16 protein-coding genes and 2 pseudogenes are annotated in these 17768 nt (G+C 66.7%); 8 read left to right on the top strand and 10 right to left on the bottom strand.

The window, feature by feature from the left end:
- The 3 genes and pseudogenes from ACQGNJ_RS15050 to ACQGNJ_RS15040 all read left to right on the top strand — a co-directional run.
- Positions 1–131: pseudogene (locus tag ACQGNJ_RS15050) on the top strand (IS3 family transposase); the annotation flags it as partial.
- Between the two features lie 468 nt (positions 132–599).
- Positions 600–1592: an aldo/keto reductase gene (locus tag ACQGNJ_RS15045; protein ID WP_426690049.1), complete on the top strand. Its 993-nt coding sequence runs from the start codon at positions 600–602 to the stop codon at positions 1590–1592.
- Positions 1593–1753: 161 nt separating this feature from the next.
- On the top strand, positions 1754–2002 hold the full coding sequence (locus ACQGNJ_RS15040; protein WP_426690048.1) for a hypothetical protein: 249 nt from the start codon (positions 1754–1756) through the stop codon (positions 2000–2002).
- Between the two features lie 120 nt (positions 2003–2122).
- On the opposite strand, the gene mug is transcribed toward ACQGNJ_RS15040, so the two are convergent.
- Positions 2123–2656, bottom strand: a complete 534-nt coding sequence (mug, locus tag ACQGNJ_RS15035; RefSeq protein ID WP_426690047.1) for a G/U mismatch-specific DNA glycosylase — start codon at positions 2654–2656, stop codon at positions 2123–2125.
- A gap of 58 nt (positions 2657–2714) precedes the next feature.
- Complete coding sequence (locus ACQGNJ_RS15030) at positions 2715–3344, bottom strand: TetR/AcrR family transcriptional regulator (RefSeq protein ID WP_426690046.1); 630 nt, start codon at positions 3342–3344, stop codon at positions 2715–2717.
- A gap of 223 nt (positions 3345–3567) precedes the next feature.
- Here ACQGNJ_RS15030 and ACQGNJ_RS15025 point away from each other — a divergent pair, with 223 nt between their 5' ends.
- Genes ACQGNJ_RS15025 through ACQGNJ_RS15010 form a run of 4 tightly spaced genes read left to right on the top strand, consistent with a single transcriptional unit; the run spans position 3568 to position 8603 of the window.
- On the top strand, positions 3568–4680 hold the full coding sequence (locus ACQGNJ_RS15025; RefSeq protein WP_426690045.1) for an HlyD family secretion protein: 1113 nt from the start codon (positions 3568–3570) through the stop codon (positions 4678–4680).
- Positions 4677–6173, top strand: coding sequence for a DHA2 family efflux MFS transporter permease subunit (locus tag ACQGNJ_RS15020; RefSeq protein WP_426690044.1), 1497 nt, complete (start codon positions 4677–4679; stop codon positions 6171–6173). The genes ACQGNJ_RS15025 and ACQGNJ_RS15020 overlap by 4 nt, the downstream gene beginning before the upstream one ends.
- A 16-nt stretch (positions 6174–6189) precedes the next feature.
- Entirely contained in the window at positions 6190–7644 is a 1455-nt protein-coding gene (locus ACQGNJ_RS15015; RefSeq protein ID WP_426690043.1) for an efflux transporter outer membrane subunit, read from the top strand.
- 17 nt (positions 7645–7661) lie between these two features.
- Entirely contained in the window at positions 7662–8603 is a 942-nt protein-coding gene (locus ACQGNJ_RS15010) for an aldo/keto reductase (RefSeq protein WP_426690042.1), read from the top strand.
- Between the two features lie 141 nt (positions 8604–8744).
- On the opposite strand, the gene ACQGNJ_RS15005 is transcribed toward ACQGNJ_RS15010, so the two are convergent.
- The 7 genes and pseudogenes from ACQGNJ_RS15005 to ACQGNJ_RS14975 form a co-directional block, all read right to left on the bottom strand.
- A complete protein-coding gene (locus ACQGNJ_RS15005) occupies positions 8745–10136 on the bottom strand; it encodes an aldehyde dehydrogenase family protein (RefSeq protein ID WP_426690041.1) in 1392 nt (463 codons plus the stop codon).
- A gap of 2 nt (positions 10137–10138) precedes the next feature.
- On the bottom strand, positions 10139–11785 hold the full coding sequence (locus ACQGNJ_RS15000) for an acetolactate synthase large subunit (protein WP_426690040.1): 1647 nt from the start codon (positions 11783–11785) through the stop codon (positions 10139–10141).
- 74 nt (positions 11786–11859) lie between these two features.
- The gene (locus ACQGNJ_RS14995; protein ID WP_426690039.1) at positions 11860–12270 is read right to left on the bottom strand and encodes a VOC family protein; all 411 of its coding nucleotides are present in this window, start codon (positions 12268–12270) and stop codon (positions 11860–11862) included.
- A gap of 130 nt (positions 12271–12400) precedes the next feature.
- Positions 12401–13572: pseudogene (locus ACQGNJ_RS14990) on the bottom strand (YbfB/YjiJ family MFS transporter).
- A 104-nt stretch (positions 13573–13676) separates the two neighbouring features.
- Positions 13677–13913, bottom strand: coding sequence for a tautomerase family protein (locus ACQGNJ_RS14985; protein ID WP_377319319.1), 237 nt, complete (start codon positions 13911–13913; stop codon positions 13677–13679).
- A 65-nt stretch (positions 13914–13978) separates the two neighbouring features.
- A complete protein-coding gene (locus tag ACQGNJ_RS14980) occupies positions 13979–14689 on the bottom strand; it encodes an SDR family NAD(P)-dependent oxidoreductase (RefSeq protein WP_426690038.1) in 711 nt (236 codons plus the stop codon).
- A gap of 107 nt (positions 14690–14796) precedes the next feature.
- Positions 14797–15768: a LysR substrate-binding domain-containing protein gene (locus tag ACQGNJ_RS14975; protein ID WP_426690037.1), complete on the bottom strand. Its 972-nt coding sequence runs from the start codon at positions 15766–15768 to the stop codon at positions 14797–14799.
- A 499-nt stretch (positions 15769–16267) separates the two neighbouring features.
- On the opposite strand from ACQGNJ_RS14975, the gene ACQGNJ_RS14970 reads away from it, so the two are divergent.
- A complete protein-coding gene (locus ACQGNJ_RS14970) occupies positions 16268–17083 on the top strand; it encodes a DUF72 domain-containing protein (protein ID WP_426690036.1) in 816 nt (271 codons plus the stop codon).
- A gap of 28 nt (positions 17084–17111) precedes the next feature.
- Here ACQGNJ_RS14970 and ACQGNJ_RS14965 read toward each other — a convergent pair whose 3' ends face one another.
- Entirely contained in the window at positions 17112–17738 is a 627-nt protein-coding gene (locus ACQGNJ_RS14965) for a GIY-YIG nuclease family protein (protein ID WP_426690035.1), read from the bottom strand.
- Positions 17739–17768: the final 30 nt, after the last annotated feature.

Genomic DNA, 17768 nt, shown 5'->3' with positions numbered 1-17768 from the left:
CACTCGATGCGGCGAGAGCGGATGTGTTCGAATACATCGAGCGGCACCACAACCCAAGGATGCGGCGAAGAACCGCAAGGCAGGATTTGAAGTTTTCCACCCTTTCACAACCGTCCGTGATTTCGGGATAGAACCCTATTGTGGCCTAAGTTTCTTGGCCGCATCCAGTTCTTGGAGTGCGACGAACTGGCGTCTGGATGGAAACGCCCTACTGCGGCCCAACGGCTGGCGGATACCGCTAGAGCCTACATCCCTGATGACAAGGTGGAGCGGAAGGAGCAGCCGTTCACTCGGGCATTTCCCCTTCATGATCCTGTACTCCATCATTTCGCGAAGAAGTACCACACGGGCTTGCTCGTGCGCGGCGACTTCAACGCGCCGGAGTTGGCTATTCGATCCCGTTGATTACCCTGGTGGCGTCTATCGAGCACGCCGTGGCAACGCAATGGCTGAGCCATATGGCTAGGCCGCCGTGTATAGCATCGGTTGCAACACGGTTGGCCACCCTCGATAACCGACCCTGATCTCCCCGCTCAGCGCCATGTTAGGTTTACCAGCGCTTGCTTGCAGTCCCTCAATTTTCCGGAAGGGAGAGTCGCATGAATCTCCGTACGCTTGGCGGCAGTGGGCTCGAGGTATCGGCAATCGGCTTGGGGTGCATGGGGCTGACCCACGCCTACGGCGAGCCCATCGAAACGAAGGCCGGCATGGCCTTGATCCGGGCTGCCGTCGATCGCGGGGTCACCTTGTTCGACACCGCGGAGATATACGGGCCGTATACCAACGAGCAGTTGCTGGGTGAGGCGCTGGAGCCCGTGCGCGATGAGGTGGTGATCGCCACCAAGTTCGGCTTCGCCGTCGGTGACGAGAGTGTGAGGCGCAGCAGCCTCAACAGCCGGCCCGCGCACATCCGGGAAGTCTGCGAAGCTTCACTGGCTCGCCTGAAGACCGACCGGATCGATCTGTTCTACCAGCATCGCGTGGACCCGGACGTGCCCATCGAGGACGTCGCCGGCACGGTCCGCGACCTCATTGCGGAAGGCAAGGTGAAGCACTTCGGCCTGTCGGAGGCCGGCGCGAGCACCGTGCGTCGCGCCCATGCAGTGCAGCCGGTGGCCGTGCTGCAGAGCGAGTACTCGCTGTGGTGGCGTGAACCGGAGGGCGAGCTCCTGCCCGTGCTCGAGGAACTGGGCATCGGGTTCGTGCCGTTCAGTCCGCTCGGGCGGGGCTTTCTCACCGGTGCCATCGATGCCGGCACCCAGTTCGCCCGGAACGATTTTCGCAATCGCCTCCCCCGCTTTGGCGAAGATGCCCGCAAGGCCAACCGGGCATTCATCGACGCGCTCGACGGTATTGCACGACGCAAGCAGGCCACCATCGCCCAGGTCGCTCTCGCCTGGTTGCTGGCCAGGAAGCCGTGGATCGTGCCGATCCCCGGCACCACCAAGCTGTCCCGTCTCGAAGAAAACCTCGCTGCGGCAGAGATCGAGTTGACCTGTGAAAACCTTCAGGACATCCAGCGTGTGCTGGACAGCATCCCCGTGCACGGCGAGCGCTATCCGGCGCACCTCGAAAAGCAAACCCGTCAGTAGCCCGCGTGCTCGGGAGGCTCGCGCCCGTGGCGCTCTTTGCGCGGCTGATGCCGGATACGGCACGCACCTTGTTCGGTGCGGCTCCGAAAGCACTTTTTCCTAACGCGCGCGGGCCCATGATGCCGGCCCTTCCTGCGTGAAGCCCGCCCCGGGAGCCACCGATGATCTTCACCGTTTTTCTTGTCAGTCCCGATGACGCGAGGATCGAGCACATCGAGGAAGCGCCTGAGTTGCTCGATTACGATGGACGTCCGTTCTCGCTGCGTGGCGGCCCGCGGCGACCGCAGCCGACCGACCATGAGTGGGACCCCGTCGCTGTGTACGCCCCTGACGAACTGACCGAAGAGGAGTTCCTGGATCTGTTCGAGATCCACAGGAAGCGGGTGCCGGAGCTGAACCTGAAGTATTGAGCGGTCGCAACATCGTTCGATGTCAGCAGCCCTGCCCCGCCGCGGTATCCGGGGCTGCCGTCCACACGTGCACCGGCCTGACGTTCCGAGCGGAACGGAGGCAGCGCCGGGCATCCATGCTCACACGGCGGGAGAACTCGCCGTCGATCCGCACATGGCAACGCGGAGCGCGCGGTAGGCATCGACCAGCTCAGCCAGAGCGAAGGCGCGATTCCTCCCGCTCGGATTGGGCAGTACCCAGACAGAACTGCCGTGGATCGTTTCCGGCTGCCGTCCCCACGCGACGGCCGTTCGCCCGGCGAGGGCACCGTAGGCGACCTTGCCGAGAAAGGCGATGCAGCCGGGGCGGTAGCGGGCGATCTTCTGCTCGAGGAGGGCGGCGGCGGCGAGGAACTCCGCGGTCGACAGTTCGTCGGCGCGCGCCGTGGGCCGCTCGACCACCGAGGTCAGGCCACACCGATAACCCAGCAGCAGGCGGTCGTCCTCGGGGCGCAGCTGCCGGTCGGTGAAGCCGGCCAGATGCAGGGTCTTCCAGAAGCGGTTGCCGCGGCCCGCGAAATGGTGCCCGCTGGCCGCCGCCTGCACGCCCGGGTTGATGCCGCAGAACACCACAGCCAGGCCTTCGGCAAGGAGGTCGGGTAGCACGTCAGCCATGGCTCGACGCGGCGGTACGGCCGGCTCCGGGAGTGCTTGCGGGCATGGCCGGGCCCGCTTATCCGCAGATCACGGCGACGGCCTTTTCGGCGAACCGTCGCAGGTCTGCACGGGAGCTGCCGGCACGCGCCCGGATGGCCATCGTCTGCATCGTGGCGGTGGCAAGCATCGCCAGCGCCTCCGGGTCGACGCACGGCTTGAGCTCGCCGGTCTCCTGCGCAAGGCGCAGACGCGCCGCGAAGTCGGCATCGAGCTTGCGGAACCCCTCGCTGACCACCTTGCGGGTCTCCGCGTCGTGCACCGCTTCGGTGACGGCGGTTCCCACCACGAAGCATCCACGCGCCCGGCCGCGGCCGGAGAAATAGATCGACAGTGCCGCGTCGTAGACGGCCATCAGCGCCTGCTCGAGCGTCCGGTCGCCCTCCAGTGCCTCGCGCATCGCGGCGAGCTTGAGCTCCCAGTACGCGTTCAGGGCTTTCAGGTAGATGGCGCGCTTGTCGCCGAATGCGGCCCGCAGGCTGGGCCGGTTCATGCCGGTCGCTGCGGCGATGTCGTCGAGGGAGGTGCCGGCATAGCCGGTCTTCCAGAAGGCATCGGTGGCCTGCTGCAGCGCCGCCGCCGGCTCGTAGGCACGCGGCCGCCCGCGGGGCTTGCGTGCGTCGTCGTCTTTTTTTGTTCCGTTTTGCATAAAAACCCTTGAAGATCGTCGATGTCGTGAATATTATACGGTTCCGTACAAAATTCAACGGACGCCCGGTCCACCCCGAAGGACACCTGCGCCAGGCGCGGCTGCAGGCCGTCGGATCGCGCAGTTCAAGACGCCACAGCGCAAGCAAGACACCCACGTGGCGATGCCGCCCCACAACCGCGCCGGCGACGGCGTCACTCACCCGAGATACCGGATCCAGACCATGCATCAGGAAGTCGACGACAACACGAAGGCCCCGGACACAGGGCACGGGCCTGCGGCCGCGACCCGCACGACGAGGGAAAGGCTGCGCTGGCCATTGATGCTTGCCCTGCCGGTGGTGCTGGCGTTGGGCGGTGCCGCCTGGTTCCTCGCCGATATGCGCTATGTCTCGACGGATGATGCGTTCGTGCGCGCGGCGAGGGACTCGATCAATGCCCGGGTGTCCGGCCAGGTGGTGGAAATCCGGGTCAAGGACAACCAGCGGGTCCGCAAGGGCCAGTTGCTGTTCCGCGTCGATCCGCAGCCGTACCGGATCGCCGTGGCCCAGGCCCAGGCGCGGCTGGCCAGCGCGCGCCTGCAGATCCTGGCGCTGAAGGCGACCTATCGGCAGCAACTGGCCGACTCCCAATCCGCCCGCGATGCGGCCGATTTCGACCGGCGCGAATTCGCGCGCAAGAAAGGACTGCTCGCATCGAACTTCGCCTCCCGCGCCGCCTATGAGCGTGCCGAGACGGACTTCAAGGTCGCCCGGCAGCACCTCGCCTCGGTGCAGCAGCAGGTCGCGCGGACCGTGGCCGGGCTGGACGGCGATCCGGACATCGATGTGGATCGGCATCCGGCGGTACGTGAAGCCCGGGCCCAGCTGGATCGCGCACAACTGGACCTGTCATACACCAACGTCGTCGCGCCCGATGACGGCATCGTGACCAAGGTCGACGACCTCCAGGTGGGCGACTTCGTCCACGGCGGGGCGCCGGTGTTTTCGATGATCTCCAGCCGCGACGTGTGGATCGAAGCCAACTTCCGCGAGACCGGCCTGACCCGGATGCGCCCGGGACAGCCGGCCACCGTGGAGGTGGACGCCTATCCCGGGCACCCGTTCCACGCCCATGTGGTGAGCATGAGTCCCGGCACCGGGTCGGATCTCTCGGTGCTGCCGCCGGAGAACGCCACCGGCAACTGGGTGAAGGTGGTCCAGCGCCTGCCGGTGCGCCTCGAGCTCGATGCCACCGATGCGCGCTGGCCGCTGTATTCCGGCATCAGCGTGACCGCGCGGGTGGATACCCGGGCGCAACGGACTCCGGCCGGGACTGTCGCGGACGCACGCCTGTGAGCACGTCCCCTGCCCCGGGCACGACGTCGGTTGGCCATCGCGCCATCGTCGCCGCCGCCTTGCTCGCGACCTATATGCAGGCGGTCAACATTTCGCTGCCGAATGCCGCGGTGCTGCACATCCAGGGCGGCCTGTCGATGACCGACGACGAGATCGGCTGGGTGTTCACTTCCTATATCGCGGCGAGCGCCATCGTGATGCCGCTGATGCACTGGCTGGCTGCGCGGTTCGGGCGCAAGACCGTGTTCCAGACGTCCATCGCGCTGTTCGGCGTGGCGCTGGTGCTCGACACGCTGGCAACGACACCGCTGCAATTCGTGGCCGCGCGCATCTTCCAGGGTGCCGCGGGCGGAATGCTCGCGCCCCTGTCCATGGCGATCCTGCTCGACGAACTGCCGCCGTTGCGGCACGGGCGGATCGGCATGGTGTGGAGCGTGACCTCGCTGCTCGGCATCCTCAGCGGGCCGGGCATCGGCGGCTGGCTCAGCGAGACCTGCGGCTGGCATGCGCTGTTCTGGTTCAGCCTGCCGATGGTCGCGTTCATCCTGCCGGCCATGGGCCTGTACCTGCCCGAGAAGAAATTCGCCAAGGGGCCGCCATTCGACTTCTTCGGCCTGGCGACCTTCACCCTGGGCGTGGCGGGACTGCAGATGCTGCTCGATCGCGGCGAGCGTCTGGAATGGTTCGCCTCGACCGAGATCCGGGTGGAAGCCGTCGTCTCGGCGCTGGGCTTCTACCTGTACATCGTGCACGCGCTGACGCGGCGGGAGCACTTCCTCAACAAGGCGCTGTTCCGGGACCGCAATTTCGGGCTCAGCGCGGTCATCTTCTTCGCCTTCGGCTTCGTGCTGCTGCCGACGCTGGCGCTGACCTCGCCGATGCTGGAGGAACTGCTCGGCTACCCCGCCGACACCGCCGGCTACCTCACGATCCCGCGCGGTGCCGCGCTGATCGGCGCGTTGATGCTGACCTGGCGCGCACCCCGGGTGATCGACAACCGGCTGCTGGTGGCCTTCGGCATGGCGCTGGTGATCTATGCCAACTGGCGGATGCTCGGTTACTCGCCGCTGATGGATGGCATGCCGGTGATGGTCGCCGGCGCGCTCCAGGGCGCGGGCCTCGGCATGATGATGCCCGCGCTCACGCGGGAAGCCTTCGGGACGCTGGACCCGACGTTCCGTGCCGAGGGCACGGTGCTGTTCAACCTGTCGCGGCTCTATGGCAGCACGATCGGCGTCGCGATCGTCCAGATCTACTTCTACAACAACACCCAGGCCATGCACCTGGCGCTCGCCAGGCATCTGCGGCCCTACGGCGTCGCCGCGCAGGCGACCGGCCCGCTCGCGGGGCCGGCGCTCGGCGCGATCAACGAGATGGTCACCGGCCAGGCGGCACTGATCGCGGTGATCGGCCAGTTCAAGGTGCTGATGCTGGTCATGCTCGCGGCCAGCCCGCTCGTCCTGTTCCTACGCAAACCCCGCCAGCGCCTTTGACAGGCCGGAGCCGCGCATGAAACTGTCTGGATCATCCCTTTCCCGGCGCGTCGCCCGGGCGGCGCTGTTTGCCGCACCGGCCCTGCTCCTGTCGGCCTGCATGGTCGGCCCCGACTTCTCGCGACCGGCCGCAACCACTTCGCGCCACTACGACCTGCAGGCCGAGCGGGCGCTCACCGCGCCCGGCGTGCCGGAAAGCGCGCAGCGCATCGACGCGGATCGCGCGCCCACGGACGACTGGTGGGCGGTGTTCGGCTCGCCGAAGCTGGACCAGGTCATGCGCCAGGCGGTCGCCGGCAACCTGGACCTCGACGCTGCCGATGCGACGATCGCCCAGGCGAACGAAGCCGTCGCCGCGGCCGGTGGTGCGTTGCTGCCCCAGGTGGATGTCGCCGCCCAGGGCGGGCGTCAACGCACAGGGCGCGGAACCACCACCACCCAGTACGCGGTCGGCCCGCAGGTCAGCTTCGATTTCGACTTCTTCGGAGGTAACCGGCGGCGGATCGAGGAGCAGGCGGCGCTGGCCGAGCTGCAGCGCCATCGATTCGATGCCGCCTACCTGACCGTGACCGGCGATGTCGCCCGCCAGGCCATCCTGCTCGCCTCCGCGCGGGCGCAGATGGATGCGCTGGACGAGCTGCTGGCCGACGACCGCAGGAACCTGAAGCTGGTCCGCGCGGCAGAGCGCTACGGCAGCGCGACCCAGGTCGACGTCGCACTCGCCCTGAATCAGCTCGCGCAGGACCAGACCTTGCTGCCGCCGCTGGCGCAGCAGCGGGATACGGCGCGGCACGCGCTGTCCGTGCTTGCGGGGAAAGGTCCCGCCGACTGGACGCCGCCGGACTTCGCGCTGTCCGATTTCGCGCTGCCGGCCGAGCTTCCCCTCACCCTGCCCTCCGAGCTCGCGCGTCGACGCCCGGACATCCTCGAGGCCGAGGCCGAACTCCACGCCGCGAGTGCCGCGATCGGCGTCGCCACTGCCGACATCTATCCGCACCTGCAGCTCTCCGCCTCGGTGAGCCGGGCCGGGCCGGGCGCAGGCACGCTTTGGGGTGTCGCCGGGGCGTTGACCGCACCGCTCTTCCACGGCGGTACCCTCAAGGCGAACCGCCGCGGCGCCGTCGACGCCTACCAGGCCAGCTTCGCGATCTACCGGCAAACGGTGATCCGCTCGCTGGGCCAGGTGGCCGACCTGCTGCAGGCGATCCATCACGACAACGAGGAATACGCGGCGCAGCAGCGCGCATTGAACGCCGCGGGAACCGGCCTGCGGATCAGCCAGGCGGGCTACCAGGCGGGCGAGACCGGGCTGCTGCAGGTACTCGACGCCCAGCGGGCCTACCAGCACGCCTTGATCGGGCAGCTCCGCGCAAAGACGGCGCAGTACCTCGACACGGCGCAGCTCTCCGTCGCGCTGGGTGGCCATTCCGATGGCGCTCTTGCGCGCAGGATGGCCCGCGACAACGAATGATGACCTGGAGAACCGACATGCAACCTGCAGAACATCTTTACGAAACCACCCTCCCGCTGGCCAACGGCGCCGGAACGCTGCCCGCGGTCGGATTCGGCACCCTGATCCGCGACCCCATCGCGGCCCGGCAGGCGATCAAGGTGGCGCTGGAGACCGGCTTTCGCCATCTCGACTGCGCCGAGCTCTATCGCAATGAAGACATCGTCGGCCAGGCGATGCGCGAGGCCTTCGATGCCGGCACGGTGAAGCGCGAGGATCTGTTCGTCACCACCAAGCTGTGGAACAACAATCACCGGCCGGAGCGGGTCGGCCCCGCGCTCGAGGCGAGCCTCAAACGCCTGCAGCTCGACTACGTGGATGGCTACCTCGTCCACACGCCGTACGCCTTCCGGCCCGGCGACGAGCAGTATCCGACCGACGAGGACGGCCAGCCCGCGTACGACCGCGAGGTGACACTGGTGGAGACCTGGCGGGCGATGGAGCGGCTCGTCGACGAGGGCAAGTGTCGCTTCATCGGTCTTTCCGACATCCGCCTGGAGCGGCTGAAGGAGATCGTCGCGGTGGCCCGGATCATGCCTGCCGTGGTGCAGGTGGAGTGCCACCCTTACCTGCCCGAGTGGGAGCTGCTGGAGTACTGCCGGGCCCACGGCATCGTGTTGCTCGCGTTCGCCCCGCTGGGCCACGGCATGGAGCCGCGCGTCACCGACGACCCGGTGATCAAGGCCATCGCGCAACGGCTCGGCAGGACGCCAGCCCAGGTCGCCCTGGCCTGGGCCGTGCAGCGTGGCGGTGCCTTCCTGACCACCTCGACCAACCCCGAGCACATCCGGGAGAACTTCGCGATCTCGCCGTTGCCCGAAGACGCCATGCAGGCGATGCGCAGCGGCATCGAGACGACGTTCCGGCTGAATGCCGTGGTCGATACCGGCGTACCGGGATTCGTTCCCAAGGCCGGCTGATGCGGCGACCGATGCGGCCGTCAGGCCGCATCGGCGTCAGGTGGCGGGCTGGATGTCCGGCAGCAGAAGGGCTGGACGCCTTGGCCTGCCGCGCGGGCAGGCCGTCGGGCCAGGACCGCCGCGTAGGGCGGAGTCGGTGGGCTAACCCTCGTAGCGCAGCACGACCATCTTGTCCTGGGACATGTCTTCCATCGAATACGGTATGCCGCCCACGCCGTAGCCCGATTGCCGGCGACCGGCGAACGGCATCCAGTCGGTGCGGAACGCCGTGTGGTCGTTGACCAGCACCGTGGACGCATCCAGACGCCGCGCGGCGCGCATCGCCGGGGCGATATCCGCGGAGAACACGCTGGCCTGGAACGCGAAGGGCAGCGCGTTGGCGGCGTCGATGGCCTGATCGAGATCCCGGTAGCGGTAGACACAGGTGACCGGGCCGAATATCTCCAGCTGCGACACCTTCGCTTCCGGCGGCGGATCGAGCAGGACAGCCGGCGCGAGCGTGGTCTCGGACAGGCGCCCGCCGCCCACGATCGCCGCGCCGGCAGCCACCGCCTCCTGCGTCCACGACAGCACGCGATCCGCCTCGCGCGGCGCGATCAGCGGGCCCATCTCGGTGCGTTCGAGCAGCGGATCGCCCACCCGCAGCGCCTGGACACGGGCGGTCAGGCGCTCGATGAAACCGTCCGCGATGTCCGCGTGGACGAAGATGCGCTGGGTGGAAACGCAGACTTGGCCGGCGTGGTAGTAACCGCCCTTCACGATCGGCTCGATGATCGTATCCAGCGGTGCGCTGCGATCGACGATGACCGGCGCGGCGCCGCCATGCTCGAGCGCACAGCGCGTCCCGGCAGGCAGCCTGCTGCGCAGGGTCCAGCCGACCTTGGCCGAGCCGATGAAACTCAGGAAGGCCACCCGCGGATCGGTGGCCAGACGCTCGGCCAGCGCGTTGTCGTCGGTGATGAAGGTCTGGCACCACGCCTCGTCGAGCCCGGCCTCGCGCAGCAGATCCACCAGACCGAGGCAGGACAACGGGGTGACGGCGGCCGGCTTCACGATGACCGGACAACCGACGGCGATCGCCGGTGCCACCTGGTGGACGATGAGGTTCAGCGGATGGTTGAACGCGGAGATGGCTGCGACCACCCCGATCGGTTCCTTGGTGGTGAATGCCCAGCGCCCGTCGCTGGCGGGCGTCAGGCCCATTGGAATCTCGCGACCCGCGAAGGTGCGGATTGCTTCGGCCGCATTGCGCAATCCGTCGACGGCCCGGATCACCTCCACGGTCGCATCCGCCAGCGGCTTGCCCCCTTCCTGGGCGATCAGCCGGGCGAAATGGCCCTGCCGGGCCTGCAGCAATTCGGCGGTGCGCAGCAGCACGGCACTGCGTTGATGGGGCTTCAGCCACGCGTCGCGGTTGCGCAGCGTGCGGCTGGCCGTGGCGAGCCTGGCTTCGAGGGCGGCAGCATCGTCGACGGCAATCTCGGCAATCACCGCACGGTCGAATGCCTGCACCACCTGCAGTGGACGTGTCATGGTCAGGCCTCCTTCTGGATGGGCAAGCGCTGCTGCAACTCGTCGACCAGCACGCGCTTGTTTTCCGAATAGTCGATGGGCACCACGACGAGCTGCACACCGCCATCGGTGAAAGCCTTTTCCAGCGTGGGGCGCAGTTCGCCGATCGACTCCACCCGGGTCCCGGTCGCGCCATAAGCCTTCGCATAGGTCACGAAGTCCGGGTTGTCGAAGGTCATGCCGTAATCGGGAAACGCATCGACCGCCTGCTTCCAGCGGATCATGCCGAAGGCCCGGTCCTCGATGATCAGCACCACCAGGTCGAGCTTGAGCCGGACGGCCGTCTCCAGTTCCTGGCTGTTCATCATGAAACCGCCGTCGCCGCAGACGGCCATGACCCGGCGCCCGGGATACAGCATCGCGGCCATGATGGCCGAGGGCAGCCCCGCGCCCATGGTCGCCAGCGCGTTGTCGAGCAGCAGCGTGTTGGCGACCTGCGTGCGGTAGTTGCGTGCGAACCAGATCTTGTACATGCCGTTGTCGAGGGCGAGGATGCCGTCGGCCGGCATCACCTCGCGCACGTCGTGCACCAGCCGCTGCGGCGTGAAGCGATCCTCGGTGGCACGTGCAGCAATCCGGCTCAGGATGCCCTCGCGCAGCGGCAACAGCGCCTGCGCGTTGGGGATGTTCCCTTCCACCCGATCGGCCAGTTGCCGCAGCGACGGCCCCAGGTCGCCGACCACCTCGGCCTGGGGGAAATAGACCTGCTCCACATGCGCGGGCTCATAGCCGATGTGCACGACCTTCGGCCCCTTGGCACCCATCAGGAACGGCGGCTTCTCGACCGTGTCGTGACCGATGGTGACAATCAGGTCCGCCCGCTCGATCGCCTCGTGCACATAGTCCCGCTCGGAAAGCGCCGCGGTGCCCATGTAGAGCTCGCTGCCGCCGGGTACCGTGCCCTTGCCCATCTGCGTGGTGAAGTACGGGATGCCGGTGCGCAGCACGAACGTGGCGAGATCGGACGACGAACGCGGCCGCGACGCCGCCGCGCCCAGCATCAGCAGCGGGGCCTGCGCCTGCATGATCAGCTGCGCCGCGCGTTCGATGGACTCCGTGCTCGCGACGGGGAGCTCGATCGGATGCGCCGGAATCAGCGCGGTCTCTTCGCAGGACTCCGCGGCAATGTCTTCGGGTAGTTCCAGCAATACCGGCCCGGGCCGTTCCTCCGCGGCGACGCGAAACGCCTCGCGCACCATGGCGGGAATCATGGTGGGCGAGACGATCTGGCGCGACAGCTTGGTCAGCGGCTTCATCGTGGCGATCACGTCGACGATCTGGAACCGCGCCTGCCTCGATGAGCGGATCGCCTTCTGGCCGGTGATCATGATCATCGGCATGGCGCCGAGCAGCGCGTATCCCGCCCCCGTCGCCAGGTTCAGCGCACCGGGCCCGAGCGTGGTGATGCACACCCCCGGCTTGCCGCTGAGCCGGCCGTAGGTCGCGGCCATGAAGGCCGCGGCCTGCTCGTGCCGGGTCAGCACCAGCTGGATCGACGACCGGCGAATGGACTCGACCAGGTCGAGGTTTTCCTCGCCGGGGATGCCGAAGATGCGCTCCACGCCCTCGTTCTCGAGCGCGGCGACGAACAGATCCGAAGCTTTCAACATGACCTATCTCCACGATAGCCAGGCGACCCGGCGTGCTTCATGCGAGCCGCCGCCGGTGATCCCGGCATGAACCGTCAGCCCGAGGGCGTACAGACCAGCTCGATACGGACGCCGCCGGGCTCCCGAACCATGCAGTGCACCCTGGGCCCCTTGCCCACCGGCTCGGGCGCGAACTCGACCACCACATCCGGCCAGGCCGAGACGCGCGCGTGAAGCTCCAAAAGGACATCGAGGTTCCCGATCTTCAGGGCCAGATGATGCAAGCCGACGTTTCGGCGCCGGTCGAACGCGACGTGGTCGCCATCGGCCTGCCACAGGGTCACCCGCGTCATCCCATCGGACACGAAAACGGCCGGGTACGCGGGATTCTCGCCCACCACCTTCCAGCCCAGGCACTCGACGAAAAAGCGGCGGGAGCGCTCGATGTCGCTCACCGTGAGGCCGACGTGGTCGACACCCAGGGTGTAGGGATTCGCGTCTGCCACAGACCGTACTCCTGCATGATGGCCGGACACATGCCCGGCCGGAATCGCCGACAACACTACGCCGCCAGTGAGACCAAACGAATAGCTGACGTCCGGCAGACACTGTTACGCATACCGGAAGAATGCCGCGCTACTGCGCGATGCCTTTTGTGCGGTACCGCCATCCACGCGCAGCGTCCACCGCAAATGCCGCCACCAGCGCCAGACTGCCAAGCGTGAACAGCAGCGTGTAGCTGCCATCCCTTCCGAACAGGTAGGACATCCCGTAGGCCGCCGTGGCCTGCAGGACGGCGAAGCTCGTGGTGGCCCGGCTCCACGCGGCGCGTTGCTGCGCGGGACGGTGGGGCAGCAGCTCGTGGATGCGGCCAAGGGCGAGCGGCACGATGCCCGGGGTGAAGGCGCCCACCACGACGCTGGACACTATCAGTGCGCTCGCGCCCTGCCCCAGCGCCGGCAACGCCACGGCCGCCGCTTCGATCAGGAACGCCACGCGCAGCGCACGACCGAAGCCGATGCGATCGGCCAGATGCCCGGCAAGCACCGGCCCGATCAGCGCACCCAACCCGAACAGCACCCAGTAGCCGGACCCGACCTGCACGCCCTGATGCAGGCCTCGTGCAACGAAGTCGACCAGGAAGAGCATGTGCGGCACCAGTCCGACCGCGTTCAAGGCGTATTCGATGTACAGCGCGCGAAGCGCCGTGGACTGACCGGCTGCGTCCGCAGCGTCATCGGCCTGGGATGCGGCCTGCGCGGCGCCATCGGGCCAGCTTCTCCACGTCATCGCGGTCAGCACCAGCGACAGGCCGCCGAGTCCCAGCCAGGTCGCCGCAAGGCCCTGGCGGATCAACAGCGGCACCACCGTGCCGGAGGCTGCGATGCCGGCACCGACGCCCATGAAGATGACACCGCTGGCCAGGCCTCGGCGGTGCGGTGGGATGTGGTGCAACACGGTCGTCGCCGCCAGCACCATCAGCACCCCACCGGCCAGGCCGGAGGCGAAGCGCCACACGAAGAACCAGGCGAACGACAACGGCCACGCGCAGGCCGCCAGAGCAAGATCATCCCGTTGATCGCCGCGCGGGGACTTGTGGCTCGCGCCATAGGCCGGGCGGCCACGGCTCCCGCCAGGTAGCCGGCAAGGTTCGCCGCTCCCAGATAGGCCGCGCTGGAGGCGGCGAACCAGTGGGCGCTCACCAGTGCGGGCAGCAGGGGGGTATAGGCGAAGCGCGCGAAACCGATGCCGACCAGGCTCGCGCAGAAGCCTGCCAGGGTGACCCGCCAGGGCGAAACCGGATGCATGTCCATGGATGTCGACACGTGAGATCTCCCAGCCCGGCGGAGCGAACCCTGCCGGGCCTGTCGAGGTATGGGACCTGGCCGCGGGGCGGCCGACGCTAGAGCCGCTACTTCTTCGCGCCCGCCAGCTGTCTGCGGTATTCGAGTGCGGGGAGCCCGCCCCAGCCCCAGTTGTCGGTGTCGACTTCGTCGATGACCACGAAGGTCGACGTCACAGGTTTGTTGAGTACGTTCAGCAGGAGCTCGCTGACGCCCTTGATGAGCGCGGCCTTCTCCTCGGCGGTCGCCGCATCGCGGCCCGGAGCGGTTCCCTCACGGGTAATCTGGATGTTTACGTAAGGCATGATCGTGTCCTCGATGGGGGCCGAGGGCGAGCGGCGAGCCGCCCGCCTCGGCTTTACTTGGGAACTCAGTGACCGGCGATCTGGCCACCATCGACGTGCAGGATCTCGCCCGTCACGAAACCGGCGGACTCCAGATACAGCACGCCGCCGACGATGTCGCTGATCTCGCCCATGCGGCCGACCGGATGCAGCGAGGCAAGCGCGGCATGGGTTTCCGGCCCGTGCATCGGGGTCTTGATCACGCCCGGCGCCACGGCGTTGACGCGGATGCCGCGCTTGGCGTACTCGATGGCCAGTGACTTGGTGGCGGCGTTCAGGCCGCCCTTGGTCAGCGACGCCAACACCGACGGCACGCCGTCGATCGCGTACTCGGCCAGGGTGGTGGTGATGCTGACGACGTGGCCGCTGCCCTGCTTCTCCATCTCGGCGATCGCGAACTGGGTGACGTGGAAGAAGCCGTTGAGGTTGACGGCCAGATTCTGGGCGTAGTCCTCGACGGTGAAGGCGGTGAACGGCTTGGCCGTGAAGATGCCGGCGTTGTTCACCAGCGTATCGACGCGGCCGAAGCGCGCAACGGCCTCCTTGACGATGCGCTCGGCTACCGAGCGATCCGAAATATCGCCGGCGACTGCCAGCACGTCGGGGTTGTTCGACGGCTGGATCGAACGCGAGTTGGCGACAACGCGATAGTCGCGATCGAGGAAGGCCTTGACCAGGCCCGCGCCGATGCCCTGGGACGCGCCGGTGATGATTGCAACTTTCCGCTGAGTGCTCATGATGTGAATACCTCGAAGATGTGGGGGGAAGTCCGAGAACCGCCGAAGTGTTCGGCGGCTCCGACAGCCCACAATCTAGGCGCGCATCGCGGATGTGCGAATCCCTGCTATTCGGCAGACATCCTTCCGCGTGGCGACGGAATCGGAGGGTTGGCGGGCGTCTGGGCATTCGTCACCAGGTCCGCAAACTGCGAGCGCAGGCGCGGCAGCGCGAAGTCCACGAAGGCGCGGACCTTCGGCACGGCGAGGCGGCCATACGGCGACACCAGATGGACCAGCGTGGGTGCGGGCTCCGCATCGGCAAGCACGATGCGCAGCAATCCCTGCTCGATCTCCCGGGCGACGTGATAGGAAAACAACCGCGTCACGCCATGCCCTTCGACCGCCGATGCCACAGCAGCCTGTATGTTGTCGATCACCAGGCGCGGCGTGAACGAAACGGAACGCGGCACCGATGACCCTTCCAGCGGAGGAAAGCTCCACGAGTCCAGTCCCATGTGTGCCATGGCGATGATCCGCTGCTTGGCCAGGTCGGCGAGCTCCACGATGCGCGGCTGCGTCGCCAGGTACTTCGGCGACGCCACGACGACCTTGCGGACTTCCCCGATGCGATGCGCGACCAGCGTGGAATCGGCCAGATGGGTAATGCGCAGTGCCAGGTCCATGCCTTCATCGATCAGGTTGACCGGTCGTTCCAGCATGTGCATCCGCACGGTGACCGTCGGATATTCATCCATGAAGGCATCGACGATCGGTCGCAGGATCTCCACCCCGGCGAACACGGTCGAGGTGATTGTCAGCGTGCCCCGCGGCACCGACCGTTCGCCCGCGGCCTGCCGGTCTGCTTCCTCCAGGTCGGCCAGAATCTTCCTGCATGCCAGCGCATAGCGCTCCCCTGCTTCGCTCAGCCTGATCGATCGGGTGGTCCGGTGCAGCAGCGGCACGCCTACCCGGGCCTCCAGAAAGGCGACGGCCCGGCTTACCGCGGCGGCGGAGCGACCGGTCTTGCGGCTGGCGCCGGCGAGGCTGCCTTCATCGAGCGCCGCGATGAAGACTTTCATGGCATCAAGACGGTCCATAGCGCATGCCTCGCGGATTTATGATCAACGGTAAGAGCTGGCGTTCAATTTGAGCACCAGGGTGCAGATCACGTCGATAGCGCAAGTTGGCGCGGCACCGCCTGACCACGATGCTGGTGTCCAGGCCGGCGGGGATCGCCGGCATGCGCACCGTTGCGCCACAACAAGTCGAGGGGGAGATTCACACCCCTAGAAGCGGTCGATTTGGCCGGCTGGAAGGACTGGCGGATGCCCTCCAGATACGTAACGCTGCCCCTTGCGAAGCACCGGGACCTGGAACCCGGTGTCTTACTACCTGCGAAATCTTGCGAGAATTAGTTGACGTCTTAGAAAAGTACCACTTTTGTCGATGATCGCGTTGACAAAAAGGTGATAATCAGACTTGTTATGTCAAACATAATCAGTGTCTTAAATAAGGTGATCCGTATCAATTTAAGTTTCTATACCTGTTGCTCAATCAGTCCGTGACTCACGGTCTTCGAGAAAGCACACGACAGCAATGATCCGTCCGGTTCCCGCACATGGCGCCTGCATTCGAGCCTCGGGTTCAAAGGCTCCCAAGCTCTATCTGGGATGCGCGGGCTGGTCGATACCGCGGGCGGCGCAGGATCGTTTCCCGCCGGCCGGCAGTCATCTGCAACGCTACGCACAGGTATTCAACGCCGCGGAGATCAACTCTTCGTTCTATCGCAACCATCTTCCTGCGACATATCGTCGATGGGCGGCCGCAGTGCCGCCCGAGTTCCGCTTTTCGGTGAAGTTCCCCCGAACCATCTCTCACGGGGCAAAGTTGCGCGACTGCGACGAGCTGCTGAAGACTTTTCTTGAAGGTGTGGAAGAACTGGGTGACCGATTGGGTTGCCTGCTGTTGCAGTTGCCACCCCGGTCGGGCTGGGACGCGAGAACGGTGTTGCCTTTCCTCGCCAGACTGCGCCAGATGCATCGGGGGCCGGTTGCCTGCGAGCCTCGGCACGCCTCCTGGTTCCATGCCGACGTCAGTCACGCCCTGCAAGCGTGCGGAGTTGCGATGGTCGGCGCCGATCCGGCCTTGTCCAGGCGTGCCCGGATACCTTCCGGTGATCGGCAGCTGCAGTATCTGCGGCTGCACGGCACGCCAAGAATGTACTACGACAGCTATCCAGCGAACGTGCTTGAGAACCTTGCCCGTCGCCTGCAACGCCCTTCCCCGGACACCACGCAGCGTTGGTGCATCTTCGACAACACCGCGCTGGGATACGCTACGGACAATGCCCTCGACGTACTCGGGCGTCTGCCATCGTTCCGGCTTCCCTGCCCTGACGTTTCCGTTCGCTGACTCGCGGAGCGATCGCAGCGGCAAGCATTCAATGGAAGCCGTCGCTTCGATACCACGCCACCACCCGCGCGGGCACCAGCGCGGCAACCTCCAGATTCACCGCTGCACAGGCGTCCAGCAGAGTGCGCAGCACTCGGGCCGTATCTGGCCGTTGTGCCTCGGCCGGAAGATTGAAGCGTTCGTACTCGATCGAATCAAGCAGGCGCGCTGACCAGTCGTGGAAGGCATCGGCGCGATCGTGAAAGAGGCGTTGCAGCCACGAGCTCAGCGGCGCATGCAGCGGCCAGCCCTCTTCTGCGGCGATTCCGCGAGCCAATGCTTCGGCCTGCCCCGCCACGCCACGAAACCATTCGGTGTAGCCTGCGGCAGCATCCCGTACCACGAGCGGTGCCGGCGATCGATGCTCCGCGAAGCGTCTGATGAGCGTTCGCTCGATTCTGCGGGCCTCGCTCAAACGCTCTGTCTCGATCAGCAGCGCACGCTCGAGGTCGAAGAAGTCGAAGTATCGCCGGTGCAACGCGTGCATTCTTTGCAACGGGTCGCGCGAAAATCCGATCTTGAGGATGTCCTCGTCGCGGCAAGGAAGCAGGTAGACAAAGGTTCGACCGCGAGTCGCAAAGCGTGGATATCCCGCGCTTTCTGCATCGTCGACCATCGGCTGATTCTCCACAAGGCGCCTGTTGGA

Source organism: Rhodanobacter ginsengiterrae, from assembly GCF_050026815.1.
Classification (GTDB): Bacteria; Pseudomonadota; Gammaproteobacteria; order Xanthomonadales; family Rhodanobacteraceae; genus Rhodanobacter; species Rhodanobacter ginsengiterrae.
The sequence above is the reverse complement of the archived record's forward strand: the minus strand, read 5'-3'. Positions and strand labels throughout refer to the sequence as shown.

Coding starts and splice junctions, on each gene's coding strand:
- mug (WP_426690047.1), bottom strand. CDS start 2,656: ATGGCTGACGTGCTACCCGACCTCCTTGCCGAAGGCCTGGCTGTGGTG.
- ACQGNJ_RS15005 (WP_426690041.1), bottom strand. CDS start 10,136: ATGACACGTCCACTGCAGGTGGTGCAGGCATTCGACCGTGCGGTGATT.
- ACQGNJ_RS14985 (WP_377319319.1), bottom strand. CDS start 13,913: ATGCCTTACGTAAACATCCAGATTACCCGTGAGGGAACCGCTCCGGGC.
- ACQGNJ_RS14965 (WP_426690035.1), bottom strand. CDS start 17,738: ATGGTCGACGATGCAGAAAGCGCGGGATATCCACGCTTTGCGACTCGC.
- ACQGNJ_RS15045 (WP_426690049.1), top strand. CDS start 600: ATGAATCTCCGTACGCTTGGCGGCAGTGGGCTCGAGGTATCGGCAATC.
- ACQGNJ_RS15000 (WP_426690040.1), bottom strand. CDS start 11,785: ATGTTGAAAGCTTCGGATCTGTTCGTCGCCGCGCTCGAGAACGAGGGC.
- ACQGNJ_RS15010 (WP_426690042.1), top strand. CDS start 7,662: ATGCAACCTGCAGAACATCTTTACGAAACCACCCTCCCGCTGGCCAAC.
- ACQGNJ_RS14980 (WP_426690038.1), bottom strand. CDS start 14,689: ATGAGCACTCAGCGGAAAGTTGCAATCATCACCGGCGCGTCCCAGGGC.
- ACQGNJ_RS14970 (WP_426690036.1), top strand. CDS start 16,268: ATGATCCGTCCGGTTCCCGCACATGGCGCCTGCATTCGAGCCTCGGGT.
- ACQGNJ_RS15030 (WP_426690046.1), bottom strand. CDS start 3,344: ATGCAAAACGGAACAAAAAAAGACGACGACGCACGCAAGCCCCGCGGG.
- ACQGNJ_RS15040 (WP_426690048.1), top strand. CDS start 1,754: ATGATCTTCACCGTTTTTCTTGTCAGTCCCGATGACGCGAGGATCGAG.
- ACQGNJ_RS15025 (WP_426690045.1), top strand. CDS start 3,568: ATGCATCAGGAAGTCGACGACAACACGAAGGCCCCGGACACAGGGCAC.
- ACQGNJ_RS14975 (WP_426690037.1), bottom strand. CDS start 15,768: ATGGACCGTCTTGATGCCATGAAAGTCTTCATCGCGGCGCTCGATGAA.
- ACQGNJ_RS15015 (WP_426690043.1), top strand. CDS start 6,190: ATGAAACTGTCTGGATCATCCCTTTCCCGGCGCGTCGCCCGGGCGGCG.